The organism is Brevundimonas mediterranea, assembly GCF_014196125.1.
GTDB lineage: Bacteria > Pseudomonadota > Alphaproteobacteria > Caulobacterales > Caulobacteraceae > Brevundimonas > Brevundimonas mediterranea.
Genome location: NZ_JACIDA010000001.1, coordinates 292,526 through 316,014, shown reverse-complemented (window position 1 = coordinate 316,014; position 23,489 = coordinate 292,526). Strand labels below are relative to the sequence as shown.

The following is a 23,489-nucleotide window of genomic DNA, read 5'->3' as shown; positions in this document are numbered from 1 at the left end:
TAATATATTTTGATACAAAGATATTTCGCTTAAGGAGGCCGCCGCCGTGACCGTGACAAAACTTTTGACGGCGACCTTCGCCATCTCGGCATTCACACTCGGACAGCCTGCGCTCGCGGCTCCAGGCGCCGGCCCGGCTCACTCCGCAGCGATCCAGCCGTCCGGGCGGTCGGTGGTGGACCAAAGCGCAGCGTTCGACGCCTATATGCAGGCCGCCGTCCGGAACGCGGCCTTCAGCGGCACGGTCCTGGTCGCCCGGGATGGCGTGCCGATCTTCCGCAAGAGCTATGGGTTGGCGAACAGAGCGTTTGACGTCCCCAATGCGGACGACACCCTTTACCAGTTGGCGTCGGTCACCAAGCCCTTCACCGCACTCCTGATCATGATGCTGCAGGAGGAGGGCAAGCTGAAGGTCGATGATCTTGCCTGTGACTATCTCGCCGATTGCCCCCTCGCCTGGCGTTCCATCACCATCCGGCAGCTGCTGACCCACACCTCCGGCATACCGAACTACAGCAGCCTGCCGGATTGGGACGAAACCCTGGACAGCCGGACCTACGGCACGGGCGGCCTGGTGGCGCTTGTGCGGGACCTCCCGCTCGAGTTCGCACCGGGCGAAGGCTATCGATACAGCAACGCGGGCTACAATCTGCTGGGCGCGATCATCGAACGCGTTTCCGGAAAGCCGCTGCCGGATGTTTTGCGGAACCGGATCCTGACGCCGCTTGGAATGGACCATACGGTCTTCAACGCCTCCCGCCTCGTGATCCCTCATCTGGCGACGGGCTATTATTCCCTCGGCTCCACCTTCATTGAGGCCACGCCGCAATCGATGACCGGCGTGTACGGCGAGGCCGGGCTCAGCAGTACGGTGGACGATCTGTTGATCTGGGCTCGCGCGCTGGACGCAGACTCACTGATCTCCCGCGCCTCCTCTGAACAGATGATCGACGCGGCCCGAAACAACTACGGTTTCGGCTGGGAAATCAGGACATGGCACAATCGTCGGATGATCGGTCACGCAGGCAGCGGGCCGGGCTTTTCCAACATGGTCGCGCGCTTCCCCGACGACGACTTGACGATCATCGTGTTGAGCAACAGCGACGAGGCCAGCGGTGGCGGCACGGCCCGCGCTCTGGCAGGGATCTATTTCGCCGAGCCCGTCGCCCTTCCCACGATCCAGCCGAAGACGCTAATCTTGGATGCGATCCTCTCAGGCGGCGTGGAGGCGGGCCTGCGTCGATATCAGGAGATGAAGGCGGCTGAGCCCTCGGCTGAAATCTTCACGACCGACGAGATGCTCGTCGAGGTCGGCTATGAACTTCTTGGACTGCCCTCGATGGAGGCGGCGCGTCGGGTGTTCCAGTTCGCACTCGAGCAGTTTCCGCAATCGGCCTACAGCCATGACGGCCTGGCCGATATTTCGGCGGCCGAAGGCGACAAAACTGCGGCGATCTCGCATTTCGAGATGTCCCTGCGGATCGATCCGGAAAACCACTACGCCATCGACGGCGTCAGGCGCCTCCGCAGCGGCGACGGCCGCTGACGGCAAGCGCCGACGACGCTCCCCTAGGACGCGATCCGCGCCCCTTGATCTTTAAGAGCCGAATCACGTCCGCCCGCAGGGCTGGAGGCCCGGGCCGGTTGGACCCATGCGCCTTCCCGGACCGGCGCAGGACCGGTCCCGCGCTGACCCCGTGTGCGACGGCGCTCAAACGTCCTAGGACATCACTTGCACGTCGCTGAAATGGGCCAGCGTGCCAGGGCCGATCCACAGCGCCACGCCCCCCTTGGCTTCGGCGCCGTGTTTCAGGTCGCCGACGATCAGGGTCGGCTGTTCAACGCCGTCCACGTGTAGCTGGGCTTTGGTTCCCGCCACTGTGATCCGTACATGGAACCAACGACCCGGCTCCAGATCGACATAGGTTTCATACTGAGCCGGCGCTTCAGCACGCAGCCGCTCCCAAGGGTACTCCGGGTGGGAAATATATTGGACGGTATGGTTTCGGCGGAACTGATCGTCAGCCCGCCCGTTGGTCGGGCGCAGATAGATGGCCTCGAGCCGAGCCTCGTCCTGCACCCGGAAAGCCACCCCGACAAAGCCTCGCGCCGTGGCGCTGGCCGTGGCGCTGGGGGCGCCGCTGATCCAGGCCTCAATAACGCCGTCGCCAAAGGCGGGCGTGTCCAGCACCACCAGCCGATCAAGTGCTGCGACGTTCTCCAAGGCCAGGGCGCGCAGCGCGGGCCGGCCCTGATAGTTCACTCGCGCCGTCTCGACGCCGATGGCCCGGATTGCACGGCCCTCCAGTCCCGTTCCACCGACGAGGCGGGGCGCAGCGCGCGTCGCCAGGGCGCCCGCTGCGGCTACTGTCAGAACACCGCAGCCGATCATAGCCCTGCGGGTTTGGGTCTTATCGGGCATCCTGTCTCCCTAAAAGACCGATATCTGTTCACCGCACCACGGCCAGATCAAGGCTAGGCTGCAGGGGCGTCGCCGTGCCAGAGACATGTGGTCCTGTCGGCAACAAGCCCTTGACGTAGTCGAGACGGGACCGTCGCTCGAGCATCAAACTTCAAGATGCGTTGAACGGTCTCGCCTTCCCTATAAGACAGCAACGCGCAATCTGCAGACACCGGCGTGCCGTCTTGAACTCGACATTCATCGCGGCTCAGATGGGCGCTCCTCGAACTCGGTGGTCGATCTGCACTTTGATACGGCCACGGCGGCCGACGCCACGTCACGATACCCTAAGGCGGGGGGTTCAGCTCGCTCGTTTCCCGGCATCAATAGCGGAATAGTGCGCCGACATAGAAGGCGCGGCCGTTGTCGAGTTCTTCGCGCAGCAGGCCGAAGTCCGGACCGAACATCCGGCGACGGCGCTCGTTGGTCAGGTTCTTCGCCTGAGCGACCACCGTCAAGTTGCGGTTCAGGCGGTAACGAGCCTGGGCGTCGAACCGGTCATTGGCTTCGACGATCCGGTCCTGCAGTGGATCGCTGTTGGAGACCGAATAGAGCGTGTCGCCAACATGGTTCCAGGCGCCCTGCAACGTCAGCGGACCTGCGGTGTAGAAGACCTTGACGTTACCCACCCGGTCCGAACTCTCGAACAGGCCCGGCAGCCGACGCTCGGTGAAATCGTTCATTGTGATGCTGGGCGGCGTTCCGTCCAGCAGTGTCAGATTGGCGGACACCCCCAGCCCGTGGAGCGGCGCCGGCAGGAAGTCCATGCGTGAGATCACCAGATTGAACTCGATCCCTTGAACCTTGAAGTCGCCGGCGTTGGTCGGGCGTATGCGGGTGACGGACTCCAGGGCGCCGTCGATCATTTCATCGGCTGTGGTGCGCAGCGTGATGATCTCGTCGGAAATCTCCTTTTGGAAGACGCCGATGGAGGCCATGGCGTCGCGACCGGCGTAGTACTCCAAGCTCAGATCGGCGTTGTCCGACCGGCGCGGCTCCAAGAAGGGATTGCCGCCCCGGATCGTGTAGTCGCCGTCGCTATCGATAGTCCGAACTTCGCGCGAGGCGAGATCGTCGTAGTTGGCCCGGCCTATCGTCCGGCTCCAGGCGGCGCGGACCTTCAACCTATCGGTCAGATCATAGTTGGCCTGGAAAGACGGCAGCCAATCATCGTAGTCGGTCTCCTGCACGCCATAGACGTAGGCGCCGGAAACCAGGGCTGCAGACCCGGTCTGAAGCTTCGTGCGCTCATAGCGCAAGCCACCGACTAGGGTCAGGCGATCGGTTGCGAACCGCGCCATAGCGTAGACCGCGTCGATGTCTTCATTGATGTCGTAGTCGGCCGAGATGCTGCCGGCCGCGTTGGTCGAGGTGGCGGAAAAGCCTGCGCGGTTGGCTTCGAAGAAGGCCTGGGCCAAGCCGGGATCGACGATCAGAATCTGCGTGCCCCGGGCATTGAAGGGCGAATAGCCGGACAGGCTTCCGACCGTGGACAGGCGGTAGTCGCTGGAGCTCAGCGGGCGGTAGTTGTCGACGGCCCGGTCGTAGCGACGCTCAAGCCGGCGGGCATAGGCCCCGACCTGCAGGCCCAGGCCGCGATCGCTCCGATCGACGTTGAAGCCCCAGTCGAGATGCCCGGTTTTGGCCTCCTCACGGGAATCGTCGAGCGTGGCGCCGTATTCAAACTGCCTGTAGTTGGCCGGATCGAAGGCGAACGCCGGATTGGCGACGTTGAGATAAGGGAAATCGCCCCGCTCGATCTCGTAGGAGAAGGCGAGGTTCGTCGTGTTGGCGATGCGATAGGTCGCCAGACGCGCATCCTGGCGATAGGTCGCCACGGCGTCGTTCAAACCGAAATCGACGAACTGACGCTGGCCCGGCGTCCAGCGCACGCGGAAGTCGACGTATCGGATGCCGCGTTCCTGATCATACTGGACCAGATCGACCTGGGCATTGGCCGAGGTCACGGTTCCTCCGGTCGCGGAAATGCTCGCCGGCGCAGGATTGCCGTTGGCGATGAGGATGTTGCTCTGGCGGTCCTCATCGTTCGTATGGTTGAAGTCCGCCGCCGTCAGGCGGGCTTCCAGACTGCCGTGGCGGTACTCCAGCTTCCCGAACACGCCCTCGCGGGTGCGGACGTTGTCATAGGCCAGCCAGCGACGGCGCTGCGGCGCCACGTCGGCCGTATCGAGACCTGGAGCGGTCACGGCCAGTCGCGCGTGGGTGACCGGATCGAAGAAGCTGTAATTATCGACTGCCGAGTTCAGCGACGAGGAGTCGCGGACATAGCGGCTGGCGGAAACGACGAAGCCGAACCGATCACCTGGGCCGAAAGTGTTCGAGATCACGGCCTCGCCTTGGCCGGACGCTCCGCCCTGGCTGAAGTGACGCTCATTATCCCAGGCGCCGATGTCGAAACGGCCGCCGATGAACAGTCCGCCCCTACCATCAAAGGCGCTGCGGGTCACGAGATTGGCGACGCCGCCGATGGCGTTGCCGTTCATCTCCGGCGTCACCGACTTGGCCACATCGACCCGGCGCGCCAGCGACGACGGGATGACATCTAGCGAGACGTTGCGACGACCCAGTTCGTTGGCCGGAAGGGCGACGCCATCGACCTCGACCAGATTGTAGTCGGCGTTCAGGCCGCGGATGGACAGAAACTGCGCCTCGCCGCGGTCATTGTTCTGAACCGTGGAGACGCCGGGCACACGTTCGAGCGCCTCGCCCAGACCGAAATCCGGCAGGCTGCCGATTTCGTCGGCGCTGATGGAATCCAGGATGATCGTGGCGTTGCGCTTGGTCGCGATCTCGGTGCGGGCCTGCAGGCGAGCCCCGGTGACGACAACCTCATCCAGGTGAGCGACGGGGTCTGTCGAGACCGTCTGGGCGACAGCCGGCGTTGCAAAAAGAAAAGTCGACGCCAGCCAGAATTGACGAAGCGAGATGTGGCGAACGGTCATGGGGTGCCTCCTTGAAGGGGATGGCCGTTATTTACCCACTCATAGTGAGATATTTATGACATGATCCGCCGATACAAGAAGATCGTTCTTTCAAGGAGCCCTCATGATCCTTTCCGCCATTCTTGCCTTCACAGCGTCGATGTCCGCATCACCGGCCGTTCTGGCCTGCGGGGACGACCAAGTCCGACGCTATGAACTCGCCGCTGAAGGTCCGCGAGAGACCTGGCGCTGGGACGCCTCGGAAGCCGAAAACCTGCCCCGCGCGTTTCGCGCCGGGCTTCTGGAAAAGATCGACGAATGCAAGCCGGTCGCGGGCGGTCGTGTGCTGATCACCTCTTCAACGGGCGGCGTCGTGCTTCTGAACAGCGAGACCGGCGATGTGCTGTTTCACGCCGATGCCCCCATGGCGCATTCGGCGGCCCTCCTGCCCGGCGATCGCATCGCCGTGGCCCTCTCGATCCACGACCGGGGCGATCGACTGAACGTCTACGATCTCGCCGACGGCCAGAGGCCGATCCTCAGTCTGCCCCTGCCATCCGGCCATGGTGCAGTCTGGGACCCGGTGCGTGAACGTCTCTTCGCCCTGTCGCACGACACCATACAGGCCTTCGCCCTCGTCGATTGGGGCCGCGCCGCGCCCCGGCTCGAGGAGACGGCGAACTGGACCTTGCCCGGCGCCCGCGACGGACATGATCTGTCGAAGGCCGGTGACGGGTCGGGTTATCTGGTCACCACACATGACGGGGTCTGGCGCTTCAATCCGGACGCAGACACCTTCATGGCGCTGCATCCGCTGAATCCGGCCCTGCAGGTCAAGTCGGTCGATATCGACGCCGACGGCCACGTGGCCTGGGTCAAGGCTGAAGAGCGTTGGTGGGCCTTCGGCTTCTCGGTCTTGCATGACCGTCGCGTCGTCCGCGTCCCGACCGACGACATGCATTTGTATAAGGTGCGGTGGATACCCGCCGAACGCTGAGCGCGAGGACGGTATCACAAGCGCCATTTTCCGCTATGACCCGCTGATGGTGGGAGTCGGTTACGGATCAATCGCGCCGCAATTCCTCAGGGAAGACGGCGTACGCACAGCCACGGCGAACGAACGTCGGCTCCTGTCCTTGCTGCGCCGGGACGGGGCCATGACCCGCGCGCAAATGGCGCGGTCCGCCGAATTGACGGAGCAATCGATCGCGCGACTTGTCGAGCCCCTGCTGAAACGCGGCCTGCTGACGGAGGGCGCACCGGTCGTGACGGGTCGCGGCAAGCCAGGGTCGCCTGTCAGCCTTAATTCCAAGGCCCTTCACGCGATCGGCGTCTCGGTCATGACCGACGCCATCGCAGCAGCCGTAATGGATCTGAGCGGTTCGATCCTGGCCCGTCGCCAAATTCCGATTCGCGATGTCGCCCTTCCGGCTGCGACCGCCGAGATGCTGACCCTCGTGGAGGCCCTGGAGGCCGAAGCCGGCGTATCCTCCGATCAAAGGATCGGCGTCGGCGCCGCCGTAACCGGTTATTTCATCGGCGACGGAGCGCGGCTCAATCCTCCCTCCGCGCTGGACGCCTGGGCGCTTGAACCCTTAGACAGGATTTTATCAGACGCGTTCGGCCGCCCAGTGTGGATCGAGAACGACGGCACGGCGGCGTCCATCGGTGAAGCCATGTTCGGCGTAGGCCGCGAGGTGGACAGCTTCGCCTATCTGTATTTTTCGGCCGGGTTCGGCGGCGGCGTCGTTGTGGGAGGCGAACCCCTGCGCGGAAACAACGGCAATGCGGGCGAGTTCGCATCCGTCATTCCCGCCGACTGGTTTCAGCCAAACCTAACCGCCCTGTATCGTATGATGCAGGCCGACGGCGGTCGGTGGGCTTCGCTCGGCGCCCTTCTTGCCGACTTCCCCCTCGACCATCCCATCGTAAACCAGTGGCTGGATGCAGCCGAAGCGCCTCTGAATCTAGTGCTTTCCGCCATCTCGGGGGTTCTGGACCCGGGGGCGATCGTGCTGGGCGGACGGCTCCCTCCCCCATTAGCCCTGCGCCTGATCGAACGGCTGCGTTTCACGAACCCGGAACGCCGGGGCCATCGCCGCCCGATCCCGCAGGTCGTCGCGTCACCGATCCTTGGTGACGCCTCTGCAGCGGGAGCCGCCGCGCTTCCGCTGAGAGCCGCTTTTTTCTCGCTCGCGCCCCAGGTGTCCTTCGGAGGGTAATGGCGGGTCTTGCCAGCGGCCGTTCGGGAAAATCACTGAACGCCTCCAGACGTGAGGGCGTCGGCGCCGGGCTATAACCGATAATCACAACCTCGCAATCCAGGTTTAAGGAAGACAATCCAGATCGCATTGCAGGGGATGGGGCCATCGCCCTAGGCAGGTCAGACGGCTGGCCGGCGACGGCGGTCTACGGGCGTCGCTGCGTTGAGGGCCAGCAACTCGCACCTCTCCCTCAGCCGTATTCGCCCGCCAGCGTACTGGCTGGCGGGCGTTGCATCCGGCCTATCCCCTAGCGGTAGAGGGCCCGCTCTCGCGAGATGTCTTCACTGCTGTAGGGTTGAGCATCGCTGTCGAACCGGCTCCAACCGGAGGCGCGATAGGCTTCGCCCCGCGACACGGCGTCGAAGCCCTGGCGACCGTTCAGGATGGCCTCGACCCGGCTTTCATCGTCACCGTCTGACTTGACGCTGACCAGGGTTCCGCCGCGCCGGACCCCTTCGGCGTAGACATTGGCGTCTTCGTCCGAATGGCCGGCCTCTTTCAGGGCGCCGAGCAGGCCGCCTGTAGCGCCCCCGGCCGCCGCGCCTATGGCGGCGCCGACCGCCGTCGAGGCCAGCCAGCCTGCCGCCACAACCGGCCCAAGCCCGGGGATGGCCAACATTCCCAGACCGGCCAGGAGACCGGCCCCTGCCCCGGCCAGGCCGCCGGTCGCCGCGCCCGTGCCGGCTCCGTCGGCGACATCATTCTCTCCGTCGCCGTTGCGGTCGCCGAGCGGGCCCGCGCCATCCTTGTGGGGATGTGAATGACCGGCGTGCCAGTTGTCGGCGTTGTTGGACACGATGCTGATGTCGTCAGGCTTGAAGCCGGCGGCTTCCAGGTCTGACACGGCCTGCAGGGCCTGGGTGTGGCTGTCGTAGAGACGGGTGACGGTCGCCATTGGGCGCTCCTGAATCTGATGGTTTGAAAATCTGGGGAGACGCGCGCGCCTATTGCGCGGTGACGACGCCCTTGTAGTCGACAGAGACGGTGGCTTGAGCGCCGTCCTTCATGGCCGTGGCGGACCAGACGCCGTTCTCGTTTTGCATCAGCGGTCCGACGCCCGTGTAGCCTTGCTTCTCGATCGCTTCTCGCGCCTGGCCTTCGGTGAAGGAATTGGCGCCGGGCGTGAGCGCGGTAGTCTGGGTGGTGTCGTCCGTATCCACCGCAGGATTACGGGGCGTCTCCGACGTCGAGACCGCCGGACCTTCGACCGGTCCGGTCGTCTCGTCATTGTCGCCGCAAGCGGCCAGCAGAGCGCCGGCGGCGACGAGCGCGAAGATGGGCTTGATCATGATGCGTGTCCTTTCGAGATACAGATTTGAAGTGGACGTCGCCTCAAATCGTTCCGAAATAAATACCCACAAGGGCCATCATTCGCGTAACAGAGCCGTAACGAAGGCCTGCACTACGACAACGTCGACAGACTTTACTGCAACGCTTTGCGATTGGCTGATCGTTTGGCAAACATGAGGAAATCATCTGGTTCAGAACTACTGAAGCCAGACTCACTCGAACTATTTCCAGAACGAAGTCTTTACACTGGAAGGCCTCGTTCGGCGGGAGCTTGCGCCGGCCCGGTCAAGACCGCGTCGCGGTTTCACCCGGGGCAAGGCGCTAGACCTTGGCGATGCGTCCCCCTCCGGTCTCTATCGCATCCAGCAAGTCCATGACGGCGTCGAGGGTGTCCGCCTCGCGTGCGGGCTTGTCCCAGCGGATGCGGTTGACGCGCGGAAACCGCATCGCCACGCCCGACTTGTGCCGGGTCGAACGCTGAAGTCCCTCGAAGGCGATCTCCAGCACCAGGCCGAAATCCCGCTCGGCCCGCACCGACCGCACCGGCCCGAACCGGTCCACCGTGTGGTCGCGCACGAACTTGTCGAGCTGTTTCAGTTCTTCGTCGGTGAAGCCGAAATAGGCCTTGCCCACGGGGGTCAGCGCCCCCTCCTCCGTCCACACTCCGAAGGTATAGTCGGAATAGAAGCTGGACCGTTTGCCGTGCCCGCGCTGGGCGTACATCAGGACGGCGTCGATGACGTGAGGATCCCGCTTCCACTTGAACCACGGCCCCTTGGGGCGGCCCGCCACATAGGGGGTGTCCCACCGCTTGAGCATCAGCCCCTCGGCCGCCGCCCCGACCGGCGGATCGGCCCGCAGCCGGGCCAGGCTGTCCCAGTCCGCATACTCGACCAGGGGCGACAGGTGCAGCCGCCCGCCCCCATGGCCCTGGACCAGGGTCTCCAGTCGCGCTCGCCGCTCACGCAGCGACAGGCTTCGCAGATCCGCCCCCCCGTCCGCCAGCAGGTCATAGGCGACCACCGCCGCCGGAAAGGCCGCCATGGTCTTGGCGTCCACCGTCTTGCGGTTCAGCCGTTGCTGCAGGTCGCCGAAGGGGGCGATGGCGCCGTCGCGCCAGACCACCAGTTCGCCGTCCAGCGCGCCCTCGAACGCCAGGGCCTCCATCACATCGGGAAAGGCGCCCGAAATCTCGTCCCCGGTCCGGGACCACAGTTTGCGGACCGCGCCCTCGACCACCGCCTGAACCCGGATGCCGTCCCACTTCCATTCGGCGGCGTAGTCGGCCGGGTTCATCTTGGGAAAATCGACCGCTTCGTCCACGGCGACGGCCAGCATCACCGGCCGGAACCGACCCGGCGCGTCCGGACTGGGCCGTTCGGCCCGTCCCTCCAGCCAGGCGAACAGGTCGCCATAGGGCGGCGGGACCGCATGCCAGACCTCTTCGATGGCCGAGACATCCACCGGCTCCAGGGGCGTGATCGTCTCCGCTTCGTCCGGCGACGGCGGGGTCATACGCGCCTCGGGCCGCATCATCGCCGCCGCCGTCTTGGCCAGCCGGCCCGACAGACCCACCCGCAACCCGCCGGTCATCAGCTTCAGCAAGGCCCAGCGTCCCTTGGGCTCCAGGGCGTCCAGCCAGCCCTCCAGCAGGCCCTTGACCTCTGCGCGGGTCGCGGTCCGCAAGGCCTCGACCACCTCGCCCAGTTCGGGCTCGCGATTGGGCCGGCGATCGGACGGCACGGGCCAGATCAGGGCGACCGTCTCGGCCAGGTCGCCGACATAGTCATAGGACCAACCGAACAGCACCCCGTCCACCCGCGCCTCGACCGCCTTGCGGATCATGGCGGGCTTGGCCGCGTCGAAGGTCAGGTCGCCGGTCAGGGCCGCCAGGGCCCAGCCCCGATCCGGATCGGGCGTCGTCTTCAGATAGTCCCGCACCAGCACCAGCTTGGCGTTCCGCGAGGCGGTCAGCGACAGGCGGTCCAGAAGTTCGGCGAAGGCGCGCATGGGCATCCATATTGGGCGCTCGAGACGTCGCCGTCAGCCCAGAACGAAAAACGCCCCGGAGGTTTCCCTCCGGGGCGCAGATCGGATCACGCGATGATCAGTTGAACAGTCCGGCGATGACGGCGGTGATCAGACCGCCCGCGACCGCCGCCAGCACCACATCATTGCCGCTACGGACATACTGATAGCCGCGCGGCGGCGCGCGCAGGCCGTAGCGGCCGTAGTCGTTCACCACATAGGCGTTGCTGCGGTAATAGGACGGCATCCGCTGGCCATAGCTCCAGGTGCGAACCGAATAGCCGCGCGGGGCGACATAGCGCGGCGCATGATAGCGACGCTGGGCCTGCTGCCAGCGGCCGTACTGCCGTTGATCCTGGCGATACTCCTGGCGATCCTGACGCTGGTCCCGACGGAAGTCGCGGCGGTCATCCCGGCGGTCGTGGCGGTCATCGCGTCTTTCGTCACGACCATCATGACGGTTGTCCTGGCGCTGTTCGTAGCGGCGGTCGTCACGAGACTGGGCCGAGGCGGCTCCGGCGGCGCCCACGGCGGTGGCGGCCAGGACCGCGGCCATCGTGGCGGTGAGAATCTTCTTCATGGGATGTCTCCATCTGCGGTCGAACCATTCGACTTGCCCGCACTATGGAGACCGGCGGCTGAGGCGGGTCTGAACCGGCGAAGACACCTGCCGTTCAGACCAGGACCGCCTTTCAGCCTCAATCAGGCGGCGACCGACTGTTCCGACGCAGGCGGCATGGCGCGGCCCACGGCCTCGCGTCCGCCCGGAACACGGCTCATCATCTCGGCCAGGGCGCCGAAATCGATGGGTTTGGTCAGATAGGCGTCCGCGCCCGCGTCCAGACCGGCCTGATGATCTTCACTGCGCGCGGAGGCGGACAGCACGACGATGGGCGTCTCGGCGTTGAGCCCCCGGCCTTCCCGAATCCTGCGGGTGGCGGTCAGGCCGTCCATCACCGGCATGTTGACGTCCATGATGATCAGGTCGAACTGCTGCTCGCTCGCCGCCTCCAGGGACAGTTGCCCGTTCTCGGCTGTGGCGGTGACATGCGAGGCCGTGCTCATCCAGGCCTCCAGAATCATGCGGTTCACCGGATGATCTTCGACCACCAGCACCCGCAGGCTTTCACCGCACTCTATCTCGGTCTCGACCCGTTCGATCGAGACACGGCGGCTCCATTCCACCACCTCGGCTTCGACGGTCAGGGTGAAGCTCGACCCGTGGCCCACGGAGGAATCGACGCTGATGTCGCCGCCCATGATGTTGGCCATGCGTCGGGCGATGGTCAGCCCCAGGCCCGTGCCGCCGAACCGGCGCGTCGAAGAGGCGTCCACCTGGGTGAAGGGCTGAAACAGCCGCTCGAGATCGGTCGGAGAAATGCCGGCTCCGCTGTCGGTGACGCAGAACTCGAACCCGACCCTGCGGTCGGAAATACGTCGACCGCGCACGACATAGCGGATTTCGCCGACGTCGGTGAACTTTACCGCGTTCGAGAGCAGGTTCTGCACGACCTGGCAGACCCGCAGCGGATCCCCACGCACAACGGCCGGAATGTCCCCTTCCAGTTCGGACACGAAGGTCAGGCCCTTGGCCTCGGCCTGGGCCTCGAAGGGTCCGGAAATCCGGCGCTGCAGGTCATCGACGACGATATCGACGACCTCGAAGGTCATCTTTCCCGCCTCGATCTTGGTCATGTCGAGGATGTCGTTCAGCAGGGACAGAAGATTGTCGCCGGAATTTCGGATGATCGACAGGTATTCGCGCTGGGTGGCTTCAAGTCGCGTCGCGCTGAGCAGTTGCGCCGCCCCGAGGACGCCGTTCATCGGCGTGCGAAGCTCGTGCGAAATGACGCCCAGGAAGTTCGACTTGGCGTCGTTGGCGGCGTCCGCCTTGTCGCGTGCAGCCTCCAGCTCCTCGATCAGATGGGCCTGATGCGCCTGGAAGGCGTCGATCCGACGCTCGCGCAGCATGGTCATGGTGACCAGGACGAACAGACAGGCCATGGTGAACGGCAGGACGGCCAACATCGACCAGAACTGCGGAGTCCCCCACAGGCTGAACAGGATAATACAGGCGGCGGCGCCATACGGCGAAGAGATGATGACGGCCTGCCGCGGCGAATTGCGCAACTGGGCGAAGACCAGCACATAGCCGGAAATGATCAGGGCGACGGCCAGGGTCTGACCGAACGCCGAATTCGAGAACCAGGCCATCAGGGGCGCAGCGGCCCATGCGGCAGTTGTGATGGTCGCCACGGCGGGGAAAACCATGCCCCAACCGACATCGACGCGGTGGCTGAGCTTGTGCTCGACGACGCCGCGGATGGAACCGGCCGCCAAAGTGACCACGAACCATATCATGGCCTGCCACCACGCCACCGTACCCAGCAGGCCCAGGGCCCAACTGGCGATGATCAGGTACCGCAGATATTGGGTCTGCAGGATGGCCGTCAGGGCCTGAGCAGGGTCGCCCGCGCGCCGGTCGCCTGCAAAGGCCTTCGCGACGCCGTCAGATTCCACCATGTTCCAGCCGTCCCCACGTTCTGTTTGGTCGCGTGACGCTAGGACGAAGGTTCTAAGACGGAGTGAACGCTGGTTTTTTCCGCAATCAGACGCTGTGGGAATCTTCGCCGGGCGTGAGCGCCCTGATCGACAGGGCGTGAATCGGGCCCGACAGCTCCTGTTTCAACACCCCGTTGACCGTCCTCTGCCGCATCAGCCGCGACTGTCCTTCGAACGCCGCAGAAACGACCACCAGGTTGAAGTGGCTTTCGCCGCCAGGCTTTGCGTCCATGCCGCCTTCGTGGTGGTGGCCGGCGTGCCGTCCGCTGTCGTCTTCGATCTCCAGCCGTTGCGGCGAAAGCGCGGCGTTCAGTTTTTCACGGATAATCGTCGCCACGGGGCCGTCTGACATGATCGTTTCCTTGAAGAGGTCCAATTCCACACTACACTTCGGGCGATGTCCGCTTCCTTTCAATACAAGCCGCGCTTCACCGACATTCGGGTCAAGCCGCCGAAGCCCGAGGAGGAAGCCGCCAAGGCGGACGTCCTGCACCTCAAGCCGGGTGAGAAACCGTGCCAATGGCCCGGCTGCCGCAAGGCCGCGACCGCCAAGGCGCCCAAGTCGCGCGAGCGGCTGAACGACTTCTACGAATTCTGCCAGGGGCACGCGGGCGAATACAACAAGGGCTGGAACTTCTACGCCGGAATGAGCGAAGGCCAGGTCCGCGCCGTCCAGGAGAACGAGGCCATGACCGGCGGGCGTCCGACCTGGGAGATGAAGGCCGGCAAGTTCACGCGCGAGGCCGCCGCCTTCTCCGCCAAGATGGGCACAGCGAACAATACCGGCGCCGGCTCGTGGCGCGACAGCTTCGGTCTGTTCGGGCGTCGCGGCGACCAGGCGCCTCAGTCCCCGACCGAGGATCGCCGAATCGGAAAGCTGGAACGCGCGGCCCTGGCCGACCTCGATCTCGATCCCGGCGCCGACAAGGCCAAGATCAAGTCTCAGTACCACGACCTCCTGAAACGCTTCCATCCGGACACCAACGGCGGCGACCGCGGCGCCGAGGCCAAGCTGCAACGCGTCATCAAGGCCTGGAAGACACTGAAAAAGGCGGGCCTGGCCTAAACCAAGCCGGCGGATCCGCGCCTTCAGTCGGCGTAGATCATCTTGCGGCTCATGCCGCCGTCTACCGTCAGCACCTGTCCGGTGACGAAGCCGGCGTCGGCGAGATAGAGGACGGCCTTGGCGATGTCCTCGGCGCGTCCGACGCGGCCCACGGGATGCTGGGCGTGGTCGCGTTCACTCAGGCCTTCCGGCGCGGCGATCCAACCCGGCGCGATCGCATTGACCCTGAGCTTCGGCCCCAGACTGATCGCCATCGCATGGGTCAGGGCGGACAGCGCGCCCTTGGCCGCAGCATAGGCCTCGGTCTGCGGCTCAGACATGATCGCCCGGGTCGAGGTCATGTGAATGATGCTGGCCCCTTCCCGCAGCATCGGGATGGCGGCGCGAGACATCAGGAAGGCGCCCGTCAGGTGGCTGTCCACCGTCCGGCGCCAGGCCTCCAGCGACAGGTCGGCCAGGGGGCCGTTTGTCGGATCAGCGACGCCGGCGTTGTTGACCAGAAGATCCAGCTCCGACCATCCCAGTTCGACAAAGGCCGCCGCGACCGAGGCTTCGTCGCCGACGTCGCAGAGAACCGACCGCGCGCCGGACGAGGCGGGCTTGAGGTCAAAGGCGGCGACCTCCCAGCCCCGATCCGTCAGGGCCTGACAAAGTCCGGCGCCGATCAGGCCTGCGCCTCCGGTGATGATCGCTCTCTTTTTCATAGTCACGCAAACCGCTGAGCCGAAGCCTGGTTGCAGCTGAAGTCAGGGTTGCCCCGCTCCATCGGTCGACGCCGTCATCAACGGGGCCGTCGGCTCGCGGAAATAGCGGTCGATGCCGTCAGCGACCGACTTCATCAAACGGCGACGCGCGCGTTCGTCGGTCAGCAGACGCTCGTCCTCGGGATTGGTGATGAAGCCCATTTCCAGCAGCACGGCCGGCACATCAGGCGCCAGCAGCACGGCCAGGCCGGCGTCGCGGTGGCTGCGGCGCAGCAGCGGATGGTCGGAGCCTTCCAGATGGGTCAGCAGGACGCGGGCGAACTGGGCCGAACGGTTCTGGGTGGCGCGCTGGGTCATGTCCAGCAGGATACGGTCCACCGACGGGTCCCGCCCCGGCAGGTGCAGTTCGCGGTGCCAGTTGTCGGTCCGCGTGAACTCGCGCACGGCCCGTCCTGCGCCCTGTTCGGACAGGGTATAGACGCTGGCGCCCCGCAGGGCCGGATCGGACCCGGCGTCGGCGTGCAGTGAAATGAACAGATCGGCGTCCGACTGGCGCGCGATGGACACGCGGCGATACAGATCGACATAGGAATCATCGGCCCGCGTCAGGCGAACACGATAGCGGCCGGTGCGCTCCAACTCAGCCTTCAGAACGAGGGCGGCGGCCAGGGTGACCTGTTTCTCACGCGTCAGGGCTCCGCTGGCGCCGGGGTCCTTGCCGCCATGGCCGGCGTCGATGACGATCAACGGGCGTTCGGCGCGACGCGGCGCTGGCGTCTGACGCGGCGCAGGCCGCGAAGCGGCGACTGCCCCGCCGACGGCCTTCAGATCAACGACATAACGATAATGGGCCACACCATCGCCGGGCGGCAGCAGAAAGCGGCGCTCGATCTCGCTGCCGCGCGCCAGCTCAAGCTCGACCCGAGAGGCCCCACCCGAGGCGCTGACCTGATAGGTGCGCACCAGGCCGGAACCGCCGCCGCTCAGGCCGCGACCCGGCGCGACGCCGTTAAGGGCCAAGGTGACCCGCCCCCCGGCGCCCGTGTCGATCACACGGCCCTGCGTCGACTTGTCCAGATCGATGACCACGCGGGTCCGGTCGCCGTCCGCGCCGAAGCGCACGCCCAGCACATCCCCCTGGGCGCCCCAGGCGAAACCACGCGTCGCGAACAGGGCGACCACGCAGATGACGACGAAGGCCAAGGCGGTCATCGCCCATTCCCTCGCGCCCCAGCGCGCTACACCTGTCAAAACACGACCGCCCATAGCGCGCCGAACCCAATCCTACTCGAACTTGACGTCCATCATGCCAGACGCTCGTATTCAGGGGGTTAAGGCCGAACACCTTTTAATTCGCGTCCGGCGTGACTATGATGTGACTGCTCGCGAACCGATCGCGCCTTTTTCGCCTTTGCGGAACCCGGCGCGCCCTCCTCGCGGCGCTGACTTTCACCAATCCGAGAACCGCGCCGGCGTCGCCGGTGGTTCGAAGAGCGGACCAGGGTCGCGGCCTTCCCCGTTTTACGGATTGGCGCGCCCGGTTCAGGACCGACGACTTCCATGGGCCTTTCCGCCTGCGTTCCCCAACGGCTTGACCAAGCCCGCTTCGCCGTTTTCGGCGAGGGGATTTCGCGCGCCCCGGCCCTTCCCCCCATTCGGCGAGCCGCCGTGAGCCTGTCCAGAGTTCTGGAAGGCCCGGCCCGTGCGCGCCAGAGAGAGACTATCCATGTCAAAGACAATGCTGATCGACGCGGCCCACCCGGAGGAAACCCGGGTCGCCATCGTGGACGGACGCCAGATTGAGGAATTCGATTTCGAATCCCGTGCGAAGCGCCAGCTTCGCGGCAACATCTATCTCGCCAAGGTCACCCGCGTAGAGCCCAGCCTCCAGGCCGCCTTCATCGAATACGGCGGCAATCGCCACGGCTTCCTGGCCTTCAACGAAATCCACCCGGACTACTACCAGATCCCGGTCGCCGACCGCGAAGCCATCATGGCCGAAGCGCACGACGACGACGATGACGACGATCTGGGTCGTGAATCCGACGACGACGCCGATCCCGAAGCCGCCCTGGCCGACGAGGAGCGTCTGAAGCGCCGCCTGATGCGCCGCTACAAGATCCAGGACGTCATCAAGCGCCGCCAGATCCTGCTGGTTCAGGTCGTCAAGGACGAACGCGGCGCCAAGGGCGCGGCCCTGACCACCTGGCTGTCGCTGGCCGGACGCTACTGCGTCCTGATGCCCAATACGGGCAAGGGCGGCGGCATCAGCCGCAAGATCACCAATACCTCGGACCGTCGCCGCCTGAAGAGCGCCGTCGCAGCGCTGGAAGTGCCCAAGGGCATGGGCCTGATCATCCGCACGGCCGGCGCCAAGCGCACCAAGGCTGAGATCAAGCGCGACTATCAGTATCTGCTGCGCCTGTGGGAGACCATCCGCGAGACCACCCTCGCCTCTCACGCGCCCTCGGTCATCTACGAGGAAGAAAACCTGGTCCGCCGCGCCGTGCGCGACATGTTCGACAAGGATTTCGACGGCATCCAGGTCGAGGGCGTCGAGGGCTTCAAGGAGGCGCGCGACTTCATGCGCGTGCTGATGCCGTCGCAGGCCAAGAAGGTTCACCTGTATCGCGGTTCTCGCCCCCTGTTCGCCGCCAACGGCATTGAAGAGCTGCTGACGCAGATCCACCAGCCGGTCGTGCCGCTGAAGTCGGGCGGCTATCTGGTGATCAACCAGACCGAGGCCCTGGTGGCCATCGACGTCAACTCGGGCCGCGCCACCAAGGAACGCAACGTCGAACAGACGGCGTTCAAGACCAATATGGAAGCGGCGGAAGAAGCCGCCCGCCAGCTGCGCCTGCGCGACCTCGCCGGCCTGGTTGTGATCGACTTCATCGATATGGATGAGGGCAAGAACAACCGCACGGTCGAGCGCGTGCTGAAGGACGCCCTGTCGTCCGACCGCGCCCGCATCCAGATGGGCCGTATCTCGCCGTTCGGCCTGATGGAGATCAGCCGCCAGCGTCGCCGCCTGGGCGTCATCGAGGGCGCGACCGAGGCCTGCCCGCACTGCCAGGGCACCGGCCGCATCCGCTCCGCAGAATCCGCCGCCCTGATGACCCTGCGCGCGGTCGATATCGAAGCCGGCAAGAACGGCGCTGGCGTCGTGGTGCTGAAGGTCTGCACCGCCGTCGGCCTGTACATCCTGAACCACAAGCGCGCCTATCTGCAGTCGCTGCTGGAGCGTCGCGGCCTGAACGTCATCGTCCAGATCGACGACAGCCTGGGCCAGGGCGAGCACAATATCGAACGGACCGAGACGAACGAGGACTTCGTCGCGCCCGAGATCGAGATGCCCAACCTCGACGACGACTTCGACCCGTCCCTTTACGAAGACGAGGATGAGGACGACGACGAGGAGATCGTCAGCGACGAGGATGAGGAAGACGTCGAGGCGCTGGATCGCGAGGACAGCGACGACGACGAGCCGCGCGAACGGGCTGAACGCAGCGAATCGGGCGGTCGTGATCGGGGCCGCGGCCGCAATCGTCGCCGTCGCGGCGGTCGTCGTGACGAGGAGACCGCCGAGGTCTCCGACGCCTCGGACGCCGCCGACACGCTTAACCTCGACGACGCCTCGGACGACGAGGAAGACGAGAACGGCCGCCGCCGTCGCCGGGGCCGCCGTGGCGGTCGCCGCGTCCGTGAGGACGGCGAACGGGACGTCTATACCTGGGTCCGCGGCCGCACCCCGTCGCTGGACGATCCTTACGTCTGGTTCGACCCCCTGAACCCGGGCCGTCCCGAGCCGCGCGCCGAACGTCCGGATCGCGCAGAGCGTCCGCAGGTCGCGCTGGCCGAGGTCGAAGGTCTGGACGCCGTAGCGTCCGACGGCTCCGGCGAGGAAGGCGGCCGTTCGCGGCGTCGCCGTCGTCGCGGCCGGGGTCGGGGCGGCGACGCCGTCGGCCACGAGATCAAGGTCGAGAACCGCGCCACCAACGAAGGCATGCCGCCCGACGGTTCGCCCCTGACGCCGATGGCCGTTGTCGTGGAGGCCGGCGCCGATATCGTTCAGACCCAGACGACGGAGGTCGCCCCCGAACCTCAACGCCGTCGCGTTCGCCGCAAGGCGGCCAGCGCCGACGCCGTGATCCAGCCCGCGCCGGAAACGGTCGAGGTGGAAGTCGAGCCGCATTCCGAACCCCACCCCGACACGGCCATCGAGCCGAACGAGGCGGCGGTCGAAGGCGCGCCGGTCGAACTGGACGTCACGCCCGAGGAAGCCCTGACCGCCGCGCCGGTCGAGGTCGCCCCGGTCGAGAAGCCCAAGCCGCCGGTCGCCCCCGAACCGCAGCCTGCCGTCCTGGCGGAACCATTCGTCGCCCCGACGCCGGAGATCGACGTCGAGGCCATCATCGCCGAGGATCCCAACCAGATCTCGGCCCCGCCTGAAAAGCCCAAACGCGGGTGGTGGCGCCGCTGATCGGTCACGATTAGACTGTCAGGATGCAGACGGGGGTCGGTTGCTACTGGAGTACGCCATGACGTGGCTTCCCCGATCCGCATCTCGTGTTCTGGCCGCGGCGGCGGTGGGCTTTGCAGCCCTCGTCGCCGCCGGCCAGGCCTCGGCCCAGAGCCTGATCCGCGACACGGAGATCGAGGGCATCATCCGCGAATGGGTCGATCCCGTCTTCGTCTCCATGGGGCTGAACCCGACCGACGTCGAAGTTCTTCTGGTCAATGACAACGAGCTGAACGCCTTCGCCACGCGTGGGCGGATCATGGGCGTCAACACCGGCCTGATCCTGCGGACCAAGAACCCCAATGAACTGCTGGGGGTAATGGCGCACGAGGCGGGCCATATCAAGAACCGCCACACCCTGCGCGACGGGGCCCAGAACGCCGCCAAACAGCCGATGTTCATGACCATGGCCCTGGGGGCCCTGGCCATCGCCGCAGGCGCCCCGGACGCCGGCGTGGCTCTATTGGGCTCCAGCCAGTATTTCGGCACGATCGGCGCGCTTCAGTATATGCAGGGCCAGGAGGGCGAGGCTGACCTGACCGGCGCCCGCGCCCTGGAAGGCGCCGGTGAATCCGGCGCGGGCCTGGTGTCCTTCTTCGAGAATTTCCGCGCCCAAGAGGTCTTCTCCGACGCCCGCCGCTATCCGTATTTCCGCAGCCACCCCCTGTCGTCGCAGCGCATCGAATCCATGCGCCGCTTCGTCCAGGACCAGCCCCATTATGATCATCGCGACAGCCCCGAGCGGATGGCCCAGCACGCCCTGATCCTGGCCAAGATCCACGCCTTCATGGACCCGCCGAACACCACCCTGCGGGCCTATCCTTCGACCGACACGGCCCTGCCCGCTCGCTACGCCCGCGCCATCGCCTGGTATCGCGACGGCCAGACGGACAAGGCCCTTTCGGCGGTGGACGCCCTGATAGCCGAGGCCCCGCAGAACCCCTATTTCGCCGAACTGAAGGGCCAGATCTATTTCGAGGAAGGCCGCCCGGTCGAGGCCGTCGCCGCCCACCGCGAGGCCGTGCGGCTCAAGCCCGACGCCCCCCTGCTGCGCATCAACCTGGCCCATGCCCTGATCGGCACGGACGACCCCAAAAACCTGGACGAGGCCATCGACCAGTTGAAACACGCCACCGTCGCCGAGCGGGAGAACACAATGGCCTGGCGCCTGCTGGGCCAGGCCTACGCCGCCCAGGGCAAGGAAGGCGAGGCGCGCCTCGCCACGGCCGAGTATTATTTCGCCGCCGGCCAGGAACGCGAAGCCACCCAGTTCGCCCTGCGCGCCCGCAGCATGCTGGACCCCAATTCGATGGAATGGCGCCGGGCGGTGGACATCGTCCTTGCGTCGGGCGCCACGCCCGACGATCTGCTGGACCTTGATCGTCGCGACGCCGCGCGCAAGCCGACCACGCTGAACTGACGCCCTGCCCCTTACGGACTGCAAACCACCATGACCGACGACGCCCCCGCGCCTGAGCCCCACGCCCCGCCGCCCGCCCCGCCGCCCGCCAAGAGCAGCCGCCTCACGGGCGCAGTCGCCGGCTATGTTGCGCTGGGCGTCTCGGTCGTGGCCCTGGGCCTGGCCGCAGCCCCCTATTTCGGCGGCGGTTCGAGCGACGACGTGCGCACCTATCTGCTGACCCACCCCGAGGTCCTGCAGGAGGCCAGCCTTGCGCTTCAGGCCAAGGAGGGCCAGGCCCGCGTCAATGACACCAATACGGCCGCGGCGGCCAATGCGACCCTGCTGGCCCCCGACGCCCGCGACCCCGCCTTCGGGCCGGCCGACGCCAAGGTGACGGTGATTGAGTTCTTCGACTTCCGCTGCCCCGGCTGCAAGGCCGTCGCGCCCCAGTTCCGCGCCCTGATGGCGGCCCACCCGGACGTCCGCTTCGTCTTCAAGGACTGGCCCATCCTGGACCGGGGCGAGGACGTCGCGTCCCAGTACGCCGCCCGCGCCGCGCTGGCCGCGCACCAACAGGGCAAGTATCTGGAAGTCTACGACGCCCTGATGTCCGAGCGCGCCCTGACGCCCGAGTCCACCGACCGCATCCTGGCCCAACACGGCTTGGACATGGCTCGCGCCAAACAGACCCTGGTCGCGCCCGAAACCACCCGCCACATCGCCGACATCCACACGGCGGCGGCGGCGCTGAAGCTTCAGGGCACCCCCACCTTCTTCGTCAACGGCAAGGCCGCCGCCAGCATCGATCCGGCCGAGATCGCCCGGATGATCGAGGCGGCCAAGCGCTGATCCGACGCCGCCTGCCCCAATCCAGACAGCAAAACGGCCCCCGGATCGCTCCGGGGGCCGTTCTGTTACGCGACGACATCCGTCTGGCCTCAAGCAGCGCGTGAGCGCGTTAGGCCAAAAGAATGATTACTCGATGATCTTGGCGACGACGCCGGCGCCGACGGTGCGGCCGCCTTCACGGATGGCGAAGCGCAGGCCCTGGTCCATGGCGATCGGGGTGATCAGTTCGACGTTCAGCTCGGCGTTGTCGCCGGGCATGATCATTTCGACGCCTTCCTTCAGCTGCACGATGCCGGTCACGTCGGTCGTGCGGAAGTAGAACTGCGGACGATAGTTGGTGAAGAAGGGGGTGTGACGGCCGCCCTCTTCCTTGGTCAGGATGTAGGCTTCAGCCAGGAACTTGGTGTGCGGGGTGATCGAACCCGGCTTGCACAGAACCTGACCGCGCTCGACGTCTTCACGCTTGGTGCCGCGCAGCAGAACGCCGACGTTGTCGCCCGCTTGACCTTGGTCCAGCAGCTTGCGGAACATTTCGACGCCGGTGCAGGTCGTCTTCTGAACCGGGCGGATGCCGACGATTTCGACTTCTTCACCGACCTTGACGATACCCTTTTCGACGCGGCCCGTGACCACGGTGCCGCGGCCCGAGATCGAGAAGACGTCTTCGACCGGCATCAGGAAGGGCAGGTCGACCGGACGTTCCGGCTGCGGGATGTAGCTGTCGACGGTTTCCATCAGGGCCAGAACGCGCTGTTCGCCGATTTCCGGGTTCACGCCGTCGGTCGCGGCCTTGGCCGAACCCTTGGTGATCGGAATGTCGTCGCCCGGGAACTGATACGAGCTCAGCAGCTCGCGCACTTCCATCTCGACCAGCTCGAGCAGTTCTTCGTCGTCGACCAGGTCGACCTTGTTCATGAAGACCACCAGGGCCGGCACGCCGACCTGACGGGCCAGCAGGATGTGCTCGCGGGTCTGCGGCATCGGGCCGTCAGCGGCCGAAACCACCAGGATCGCGCCGTCCATCTGCGCCGCGCCGGTGATCATGTTCTTCACATAGTCGGCGTGGCCGGGGCAGTCGACGTGAGCGTAGTGACGGTTGGCCGTCTCATATTCCACGTGCGCGGTGTTGATCGTGATGCCGCGGGCCTTTTCTTCCGGCGCAGCATCGATGTCCGCATAGGCCATCGCCTTGGCGCCGCCGGCCTTCGCCAGCGTCATCGTGATCGCCGCCGTCAGCGTCGTCTTGCCGTGGTCAACGTGACCGATCGTGCCGATGTTGCAGTGCGGCTTCGTGCGTTCGAACTTTTCCTTGGCCATTTTCTAGCTCCTAGGTCCCCGAACCGGGGTTCCTGCAGTCTGGGGGTTAAGGGCGCCCGGCCCTTGGCGGACCGGGCGCTTT

General features: G+C 65.8%; 18 protein-coding genes. 7 read left to right on the top strand and 11 right to left on the bottom strand.

The annotated features are described in order from the left end of the window. The first annotated feature begins 64 nt into the window (after nt 1-64). Entirely contained in the window at nt 65-1,546 is a 1,482-nt protein-coding gene (locus tag GGR11_RS01605) for a serine hydrolase domain-containing protein (RefSeq protein ID WP_183195115.1), read from the top strand. 174 nt (nt 1,547-1,720) lie between these two features. Here the strand turns inward: GGR11_RS01605 and GGR11_RS01600 are convergent, their stop codons facing one another. Continuing rightward, nucleotides 1,721-2,422, bottom strand: a complete 702-nt coding sequence (locus GGR11_RS01600; RefSeq protein WP_183195114.1) for a LamG domain-containing protein — start codon at nt 2,420-2,422, stop codon at nt 1,721-1,723. Between the two features lie 362 nt (nt 2,423-2,784). Further along, complete coding sequence (locus GGR11_RS01595) at nt 2,785-5,424, bottom strand: TonB-dependent receptor (RefSeq protein ID WP_183195112.1); 2,640 nt, start codon at nt 5,422-5,424, stop codon at nt 2,785-2,787. Between the two features lie 103 nt (nt 5,425-5,527). On the opposite strand from GGR11_RS01595, the gene GGR11_RS01590 reads away from it, so the two are divergent. Together GGR11_RS01590 and GGR11_RS01585 are read left to right on the top strand one after the other, a co-directional pair. Next, nucleotides 5,528-6,400: a DUF6528 family protein gene (locus tag GGR11_RS01590; protein WP_183195110.1), complete on the top strand. Its 873-nt coding sequence runs from the start codon at nt 5,528-5,530 to the stop codon at nt 6,398-6,400. Continuing rightward, on the top strand, nt 6,324-7,625 hold the full coding sequence (locus GGR11_RS01585) for an ROK family protein (protein ID WP_221205069.1): 1,302 nt from the start codon (nt 6,324-6,326) through the stop codon (nt 7,623-7,625). The genes GGR11_RS01590 and GGR11_RS01585 overlap by 77 nt, the downstream gene beginning before the upstream one ends. A 289-nt stretch (nt 7,626-7,914) precedes the next feature. Here the strand turns inward: GGR11_RS01585 and GGR11_RS01580 are convergent, their stop codons facing one another. The 6 genes from GGR11_RS01580 to GGR11_RS01555 all read right to left on the bottom strand — a co-directional run bounded on the left by GGR11_RS01580 (nt 7,915) and on the right by GGR11_RS01555 (nt 13,899). After that, nucleotides 7,915-8,562 carry a general stress protein gene (locus GGR11_RS01580; protein ID WP_183195108.1) on the bottom strand — a complete coding sequence of 216 codons (648 nt, stop codon included), beginning with the start codon at nt 8,560-8,562 and terminating at the stop codon, nt 7,915-7,917. Nucleotides 8,563-8,611: 49 nt separating this feature from the next. Beyond that, nucleotides 8,612-8,956, bottom strand: coding sequence for a hypothetical protein (locus GGR11_RS01575; RefSeq protein WP_246331479.1), 345 nt, complete (start codon nt 8,954-8,956; stop codon nt 8,612-8,614). 322 nt (nt 8,957-9,278) lie between these two features. Beyond that, on the bottom strand, nt 9,279-10,967 hold the full coding sequence (locus tag GGR11_RS01570; RefSeq protein ID WP_221205068.1) for a cisplatin damage response ATP-dependent DNA ligase: 1,689 nt from the start codon (nt 10,965-10,967) through the stop codon (nt 9,279-9,281). Between the two features lie 97 nt (nt 10,968-11,064). Then, complete coding sequence (locus GGR11_RS01565; RefSeq protein ID WP_183195102.1) at nt 11,065-11,565, bottom strand: RcnB family protein; 501 nt, start codon at nt 11,563-11,565, stop codon at nt 11,065-11,067. 122 nt (nt 11,566-11,687) lie between these two features. Beyond that, nucleotides 11,688-13,508 (bottom strand): response regulator, encoded by a 1,821-nt coding sequence (locus GGR11_RS01560; protein WP_183195101.1) that lies wholly within the window; start codon nt 13,506-13,508, stop codon nt 11,688-11,690. Nucleotides 13,509-13,593: 85 nt separating this feature from the next. After that, complete coding sequence (locus tag GGR11_RS01555; protein WP_183195099.1) at nt 13,594-13,899, bottom strand: BolA family protein; 306 nt, start codon at nt 13,897-13,899, stop codon at nt 13,594-13,596. Between the two features lie 45 nt (nt 13,900-13,944). Between GGR11_RS01555 and GGR11_RS01550 the strand changes: the two genes are divergently transcribed. Then, complete coding sequence (locus tag GGR11_RS01550; RefSeq protein ID WP_183195097.1) at nt 13,945-14,613, top strand: J domain-containing protein; 669 nt, start codon at nt 13,945-13,947, stop codon at nt 14,611-14,613. Between the two features lie 23 nt (nt 14,614-14,636). Here the strand turns inward: GGR11_RS01550 and GGR11_RS01545 are convergent, their stop codons facing one another. Both GGR11_RS01545 and GGR11_RS01540 read right to left on the bottom strand, forming a co-directional pair. Beyond that, nucleotides 14,637-15,317: an SDR family oxidoreductase gene (locus tag GGR11_RS01545; protein WP_183195096.1), complete on the bottom strand. Its 681-nt coding sequence runs from the start codon at nt 15,315-15,317 to the stop codon at nt 14,637-14,639. A 42-nt stretch (nt 15,318-15,359) separates the two neighbouring features. Next, a complete protein-coding gene (locus GGR11_RS01540; protein ID WP_183195095.1) occupies nt 15,360-16,529 on the bottom strand; it encodes an N-acetylmuramoyl-L-alanine amidase family protein in 1,170 nt (389 codons plus the stop codon). Nucleotides 16,530-17,043: 514 nt separating this feature from the next. Between GGR11_RS01540 and GGR11_RS01535 the strand changes: the two genes are divergently transcribed. From GGR11_RS01535 to GGR11_RS01525, 3 genes are read left to right on the top strand one after another with little or no spacing between them, the layout of a single operon-like run. After that, nucleotides 17,044-19,800 (top strand): Rne/Rng family ribonuclease, encoded by a 2,757-nt coding sequence (locus tag GGR11_RS01535; RefSeq protein WP_183195094.1) that lies wholly within the window; start codon nt 17,044-17,046, stop codon nt 19,798-19,800. A 58-nt stretch (nt 19,801-19,858) separates the two neighbouring features. After that, a complete protein-coding gene (locus GGR11_RS01530) occupies nt 19,859-21,259 on the top strand; it encodes a M48 family metalloprotease (protein ID WP_183195093.1) in 1,401 nt (466 codons plus the stop codon). 30 nt (nt 21,260-21,289) lie between these two features. Further along, nucleotides 21,290-22,090: a DsbA family protein gene (locus GGR11_RS01525; RefSeq protein ID WP_183195092.1), complete on the top strand. Its 801-nt coding sequence runs from the start codon at nt 21,290-21,292 to the stop codon at nt 22,088-22,090. A 126-nt stretch (nt 22,091-22,216) separates the two neighbouring features. Here the strand turns inward: GGR11_RS01525 and tuf are convergent, their stop codons facing one another. Next, nucleotides 22,217-23,407 (bottom strand): elongation factor Tu, encoded by a 1,191-nt coding sequence (tuf, locus tag GGR11_RS01520; protein WP_040349698.1) that lies wholly within the window; start codon nt 23,405-23,407, stop codon nt 22,217-22,219. Nucleotides 23,408-23,489 lie beyond the last annotated feature (82 nt).

What these genes read in the sequence shown, in the direction of transcription:
- GGR11_RS01600 (WP_183195114.1), bottom strand. Translation starts at nt 2,422, where the DNA reads ATGCCCGATAAGACCCAAACCCGCAGGGCTATGATCGGCTGCGGTGTT.
- GGR11_RS01595 (WP_183195112.1), bottom strand. Translation starts at nt 5,424, where the DNA reads ATGACCGTTCGCCACATCTCGCTTCGTCAATTCTGGCTGGCGTCGACT.
- GGR11_RS01590 (WP_183195110.1), top strand. Translation starts at nt 5,528, where the DNA reads ATGATCCTTTCCGCCATTCTTGCCTTCACAGCGTCGATGTCCGCATCA.
- GGR11_RS01585 (WP_221205069.1), top strand. Translation starts at nt 6,324, where the DNA reads ATGACCGTCGCGTCGTCCGCGTCCCGACCGACGACATGCATTTGTATA.
- GGR11_RS01580 (WP_183195108.1), bottom strand. Translation starts at nt 8,562, where the DNA reads ATGGCGACCGTCACCCGTCTCTACGACAGCCACACCCAGGCCCTGCAG.
- GGR11_RS01575 (WP_246331479.1), bottom strand. Translation starts at nt 8,956, where the DNA reads ATGATCAAGCCCATCTTCGCGCTCGTCGCCGCCGGCGCTCTGCTGGCC.
- GGR11_RS01570 (WP_221205068.1), bottom strand. Translation starts at nt 10,967, where the DNA reads ATGCGCGCCTTCGCCGAACTTCTGGACCGCCTGTCGCTGACCGCCTCG.
- GGR11_RS01565 (WP_183195102.1), bottom strand. Translation starts at nt 11,565, where the DNA reads ATGAAGAAGATTCTCACCGCCACGATGGCCGCGGTCCTGGCCGCCACC.
- GGR11_RS01560 (WP_183195101.1), bottom strand. Translation starts at nt 13,508, where the DNA reads ATGGTGGAATCTGACGGCGTCGCGAAGGCCTTTGCAGGCGACCGGCGC.
- GGR11_RS01555 (WP_183195099.1), bottom strand. Translation starts at nt 13,899, where the DNA reads ATGTCAGACGGCCCCGTGGCGACGATTATCCGTGAAAAACTGAACGCC.
- GGR11_RS01550 (WP_183195097.1), top strand. Translation starts at nt 13,945, where the DNA reads ATGTCCGCTTCCTTTCAATACAAGCCGCGCTTCACCGACATTCGGGTC.
- GGR11_RS01545 (WP_183195096.1), bottom strand. Translation starts at nt 15,317, where the DNA reads ATGAAAAAGAGAGCGATCATCACCGGAGGCGCAGGCCTGATCGGCGCC.
- GGR11_RS01540 (WP_183195095.1), bottom strand. Translation starts at nt 16,529, where the DNA reads ATGACCGCCTTGGCCTTCGTCGTCATCTGCGTGGTCGCCCTGTTCGCG.
- GGR11_RS01535 (WP_183195094.1), top strand. Translation starts at nt 17,044, where the DNA reads ATGTCAAAGACAATGCTGATCGACGCGGCCCACCCGGAGGAAACCCGG.
- GGR11_RS01530 (WP_183195093.1), top strand. Translation starts at nt 19,859, where the DNA reads ATGACGTGGCTTCCCCGATCCGCATCTCGTGTTCTGGCCGCGGCGGCG.
- GGR11_RS01525 (WP_183195092.1), top strand. Translation starts at nt 21,290, where the DNA reads ATGACCGACGACGCCCCCGCGCCTGAGCCCCACGCCCCGCCGCCCGCC.
- tuf (WP_040349698.1), bottom strand. Translation starts at nt 23,407, where the DNA reads ATGGCCAAGGAAAAGTTCGAACGCACGAAGCCGCACTGCAACATCGGC.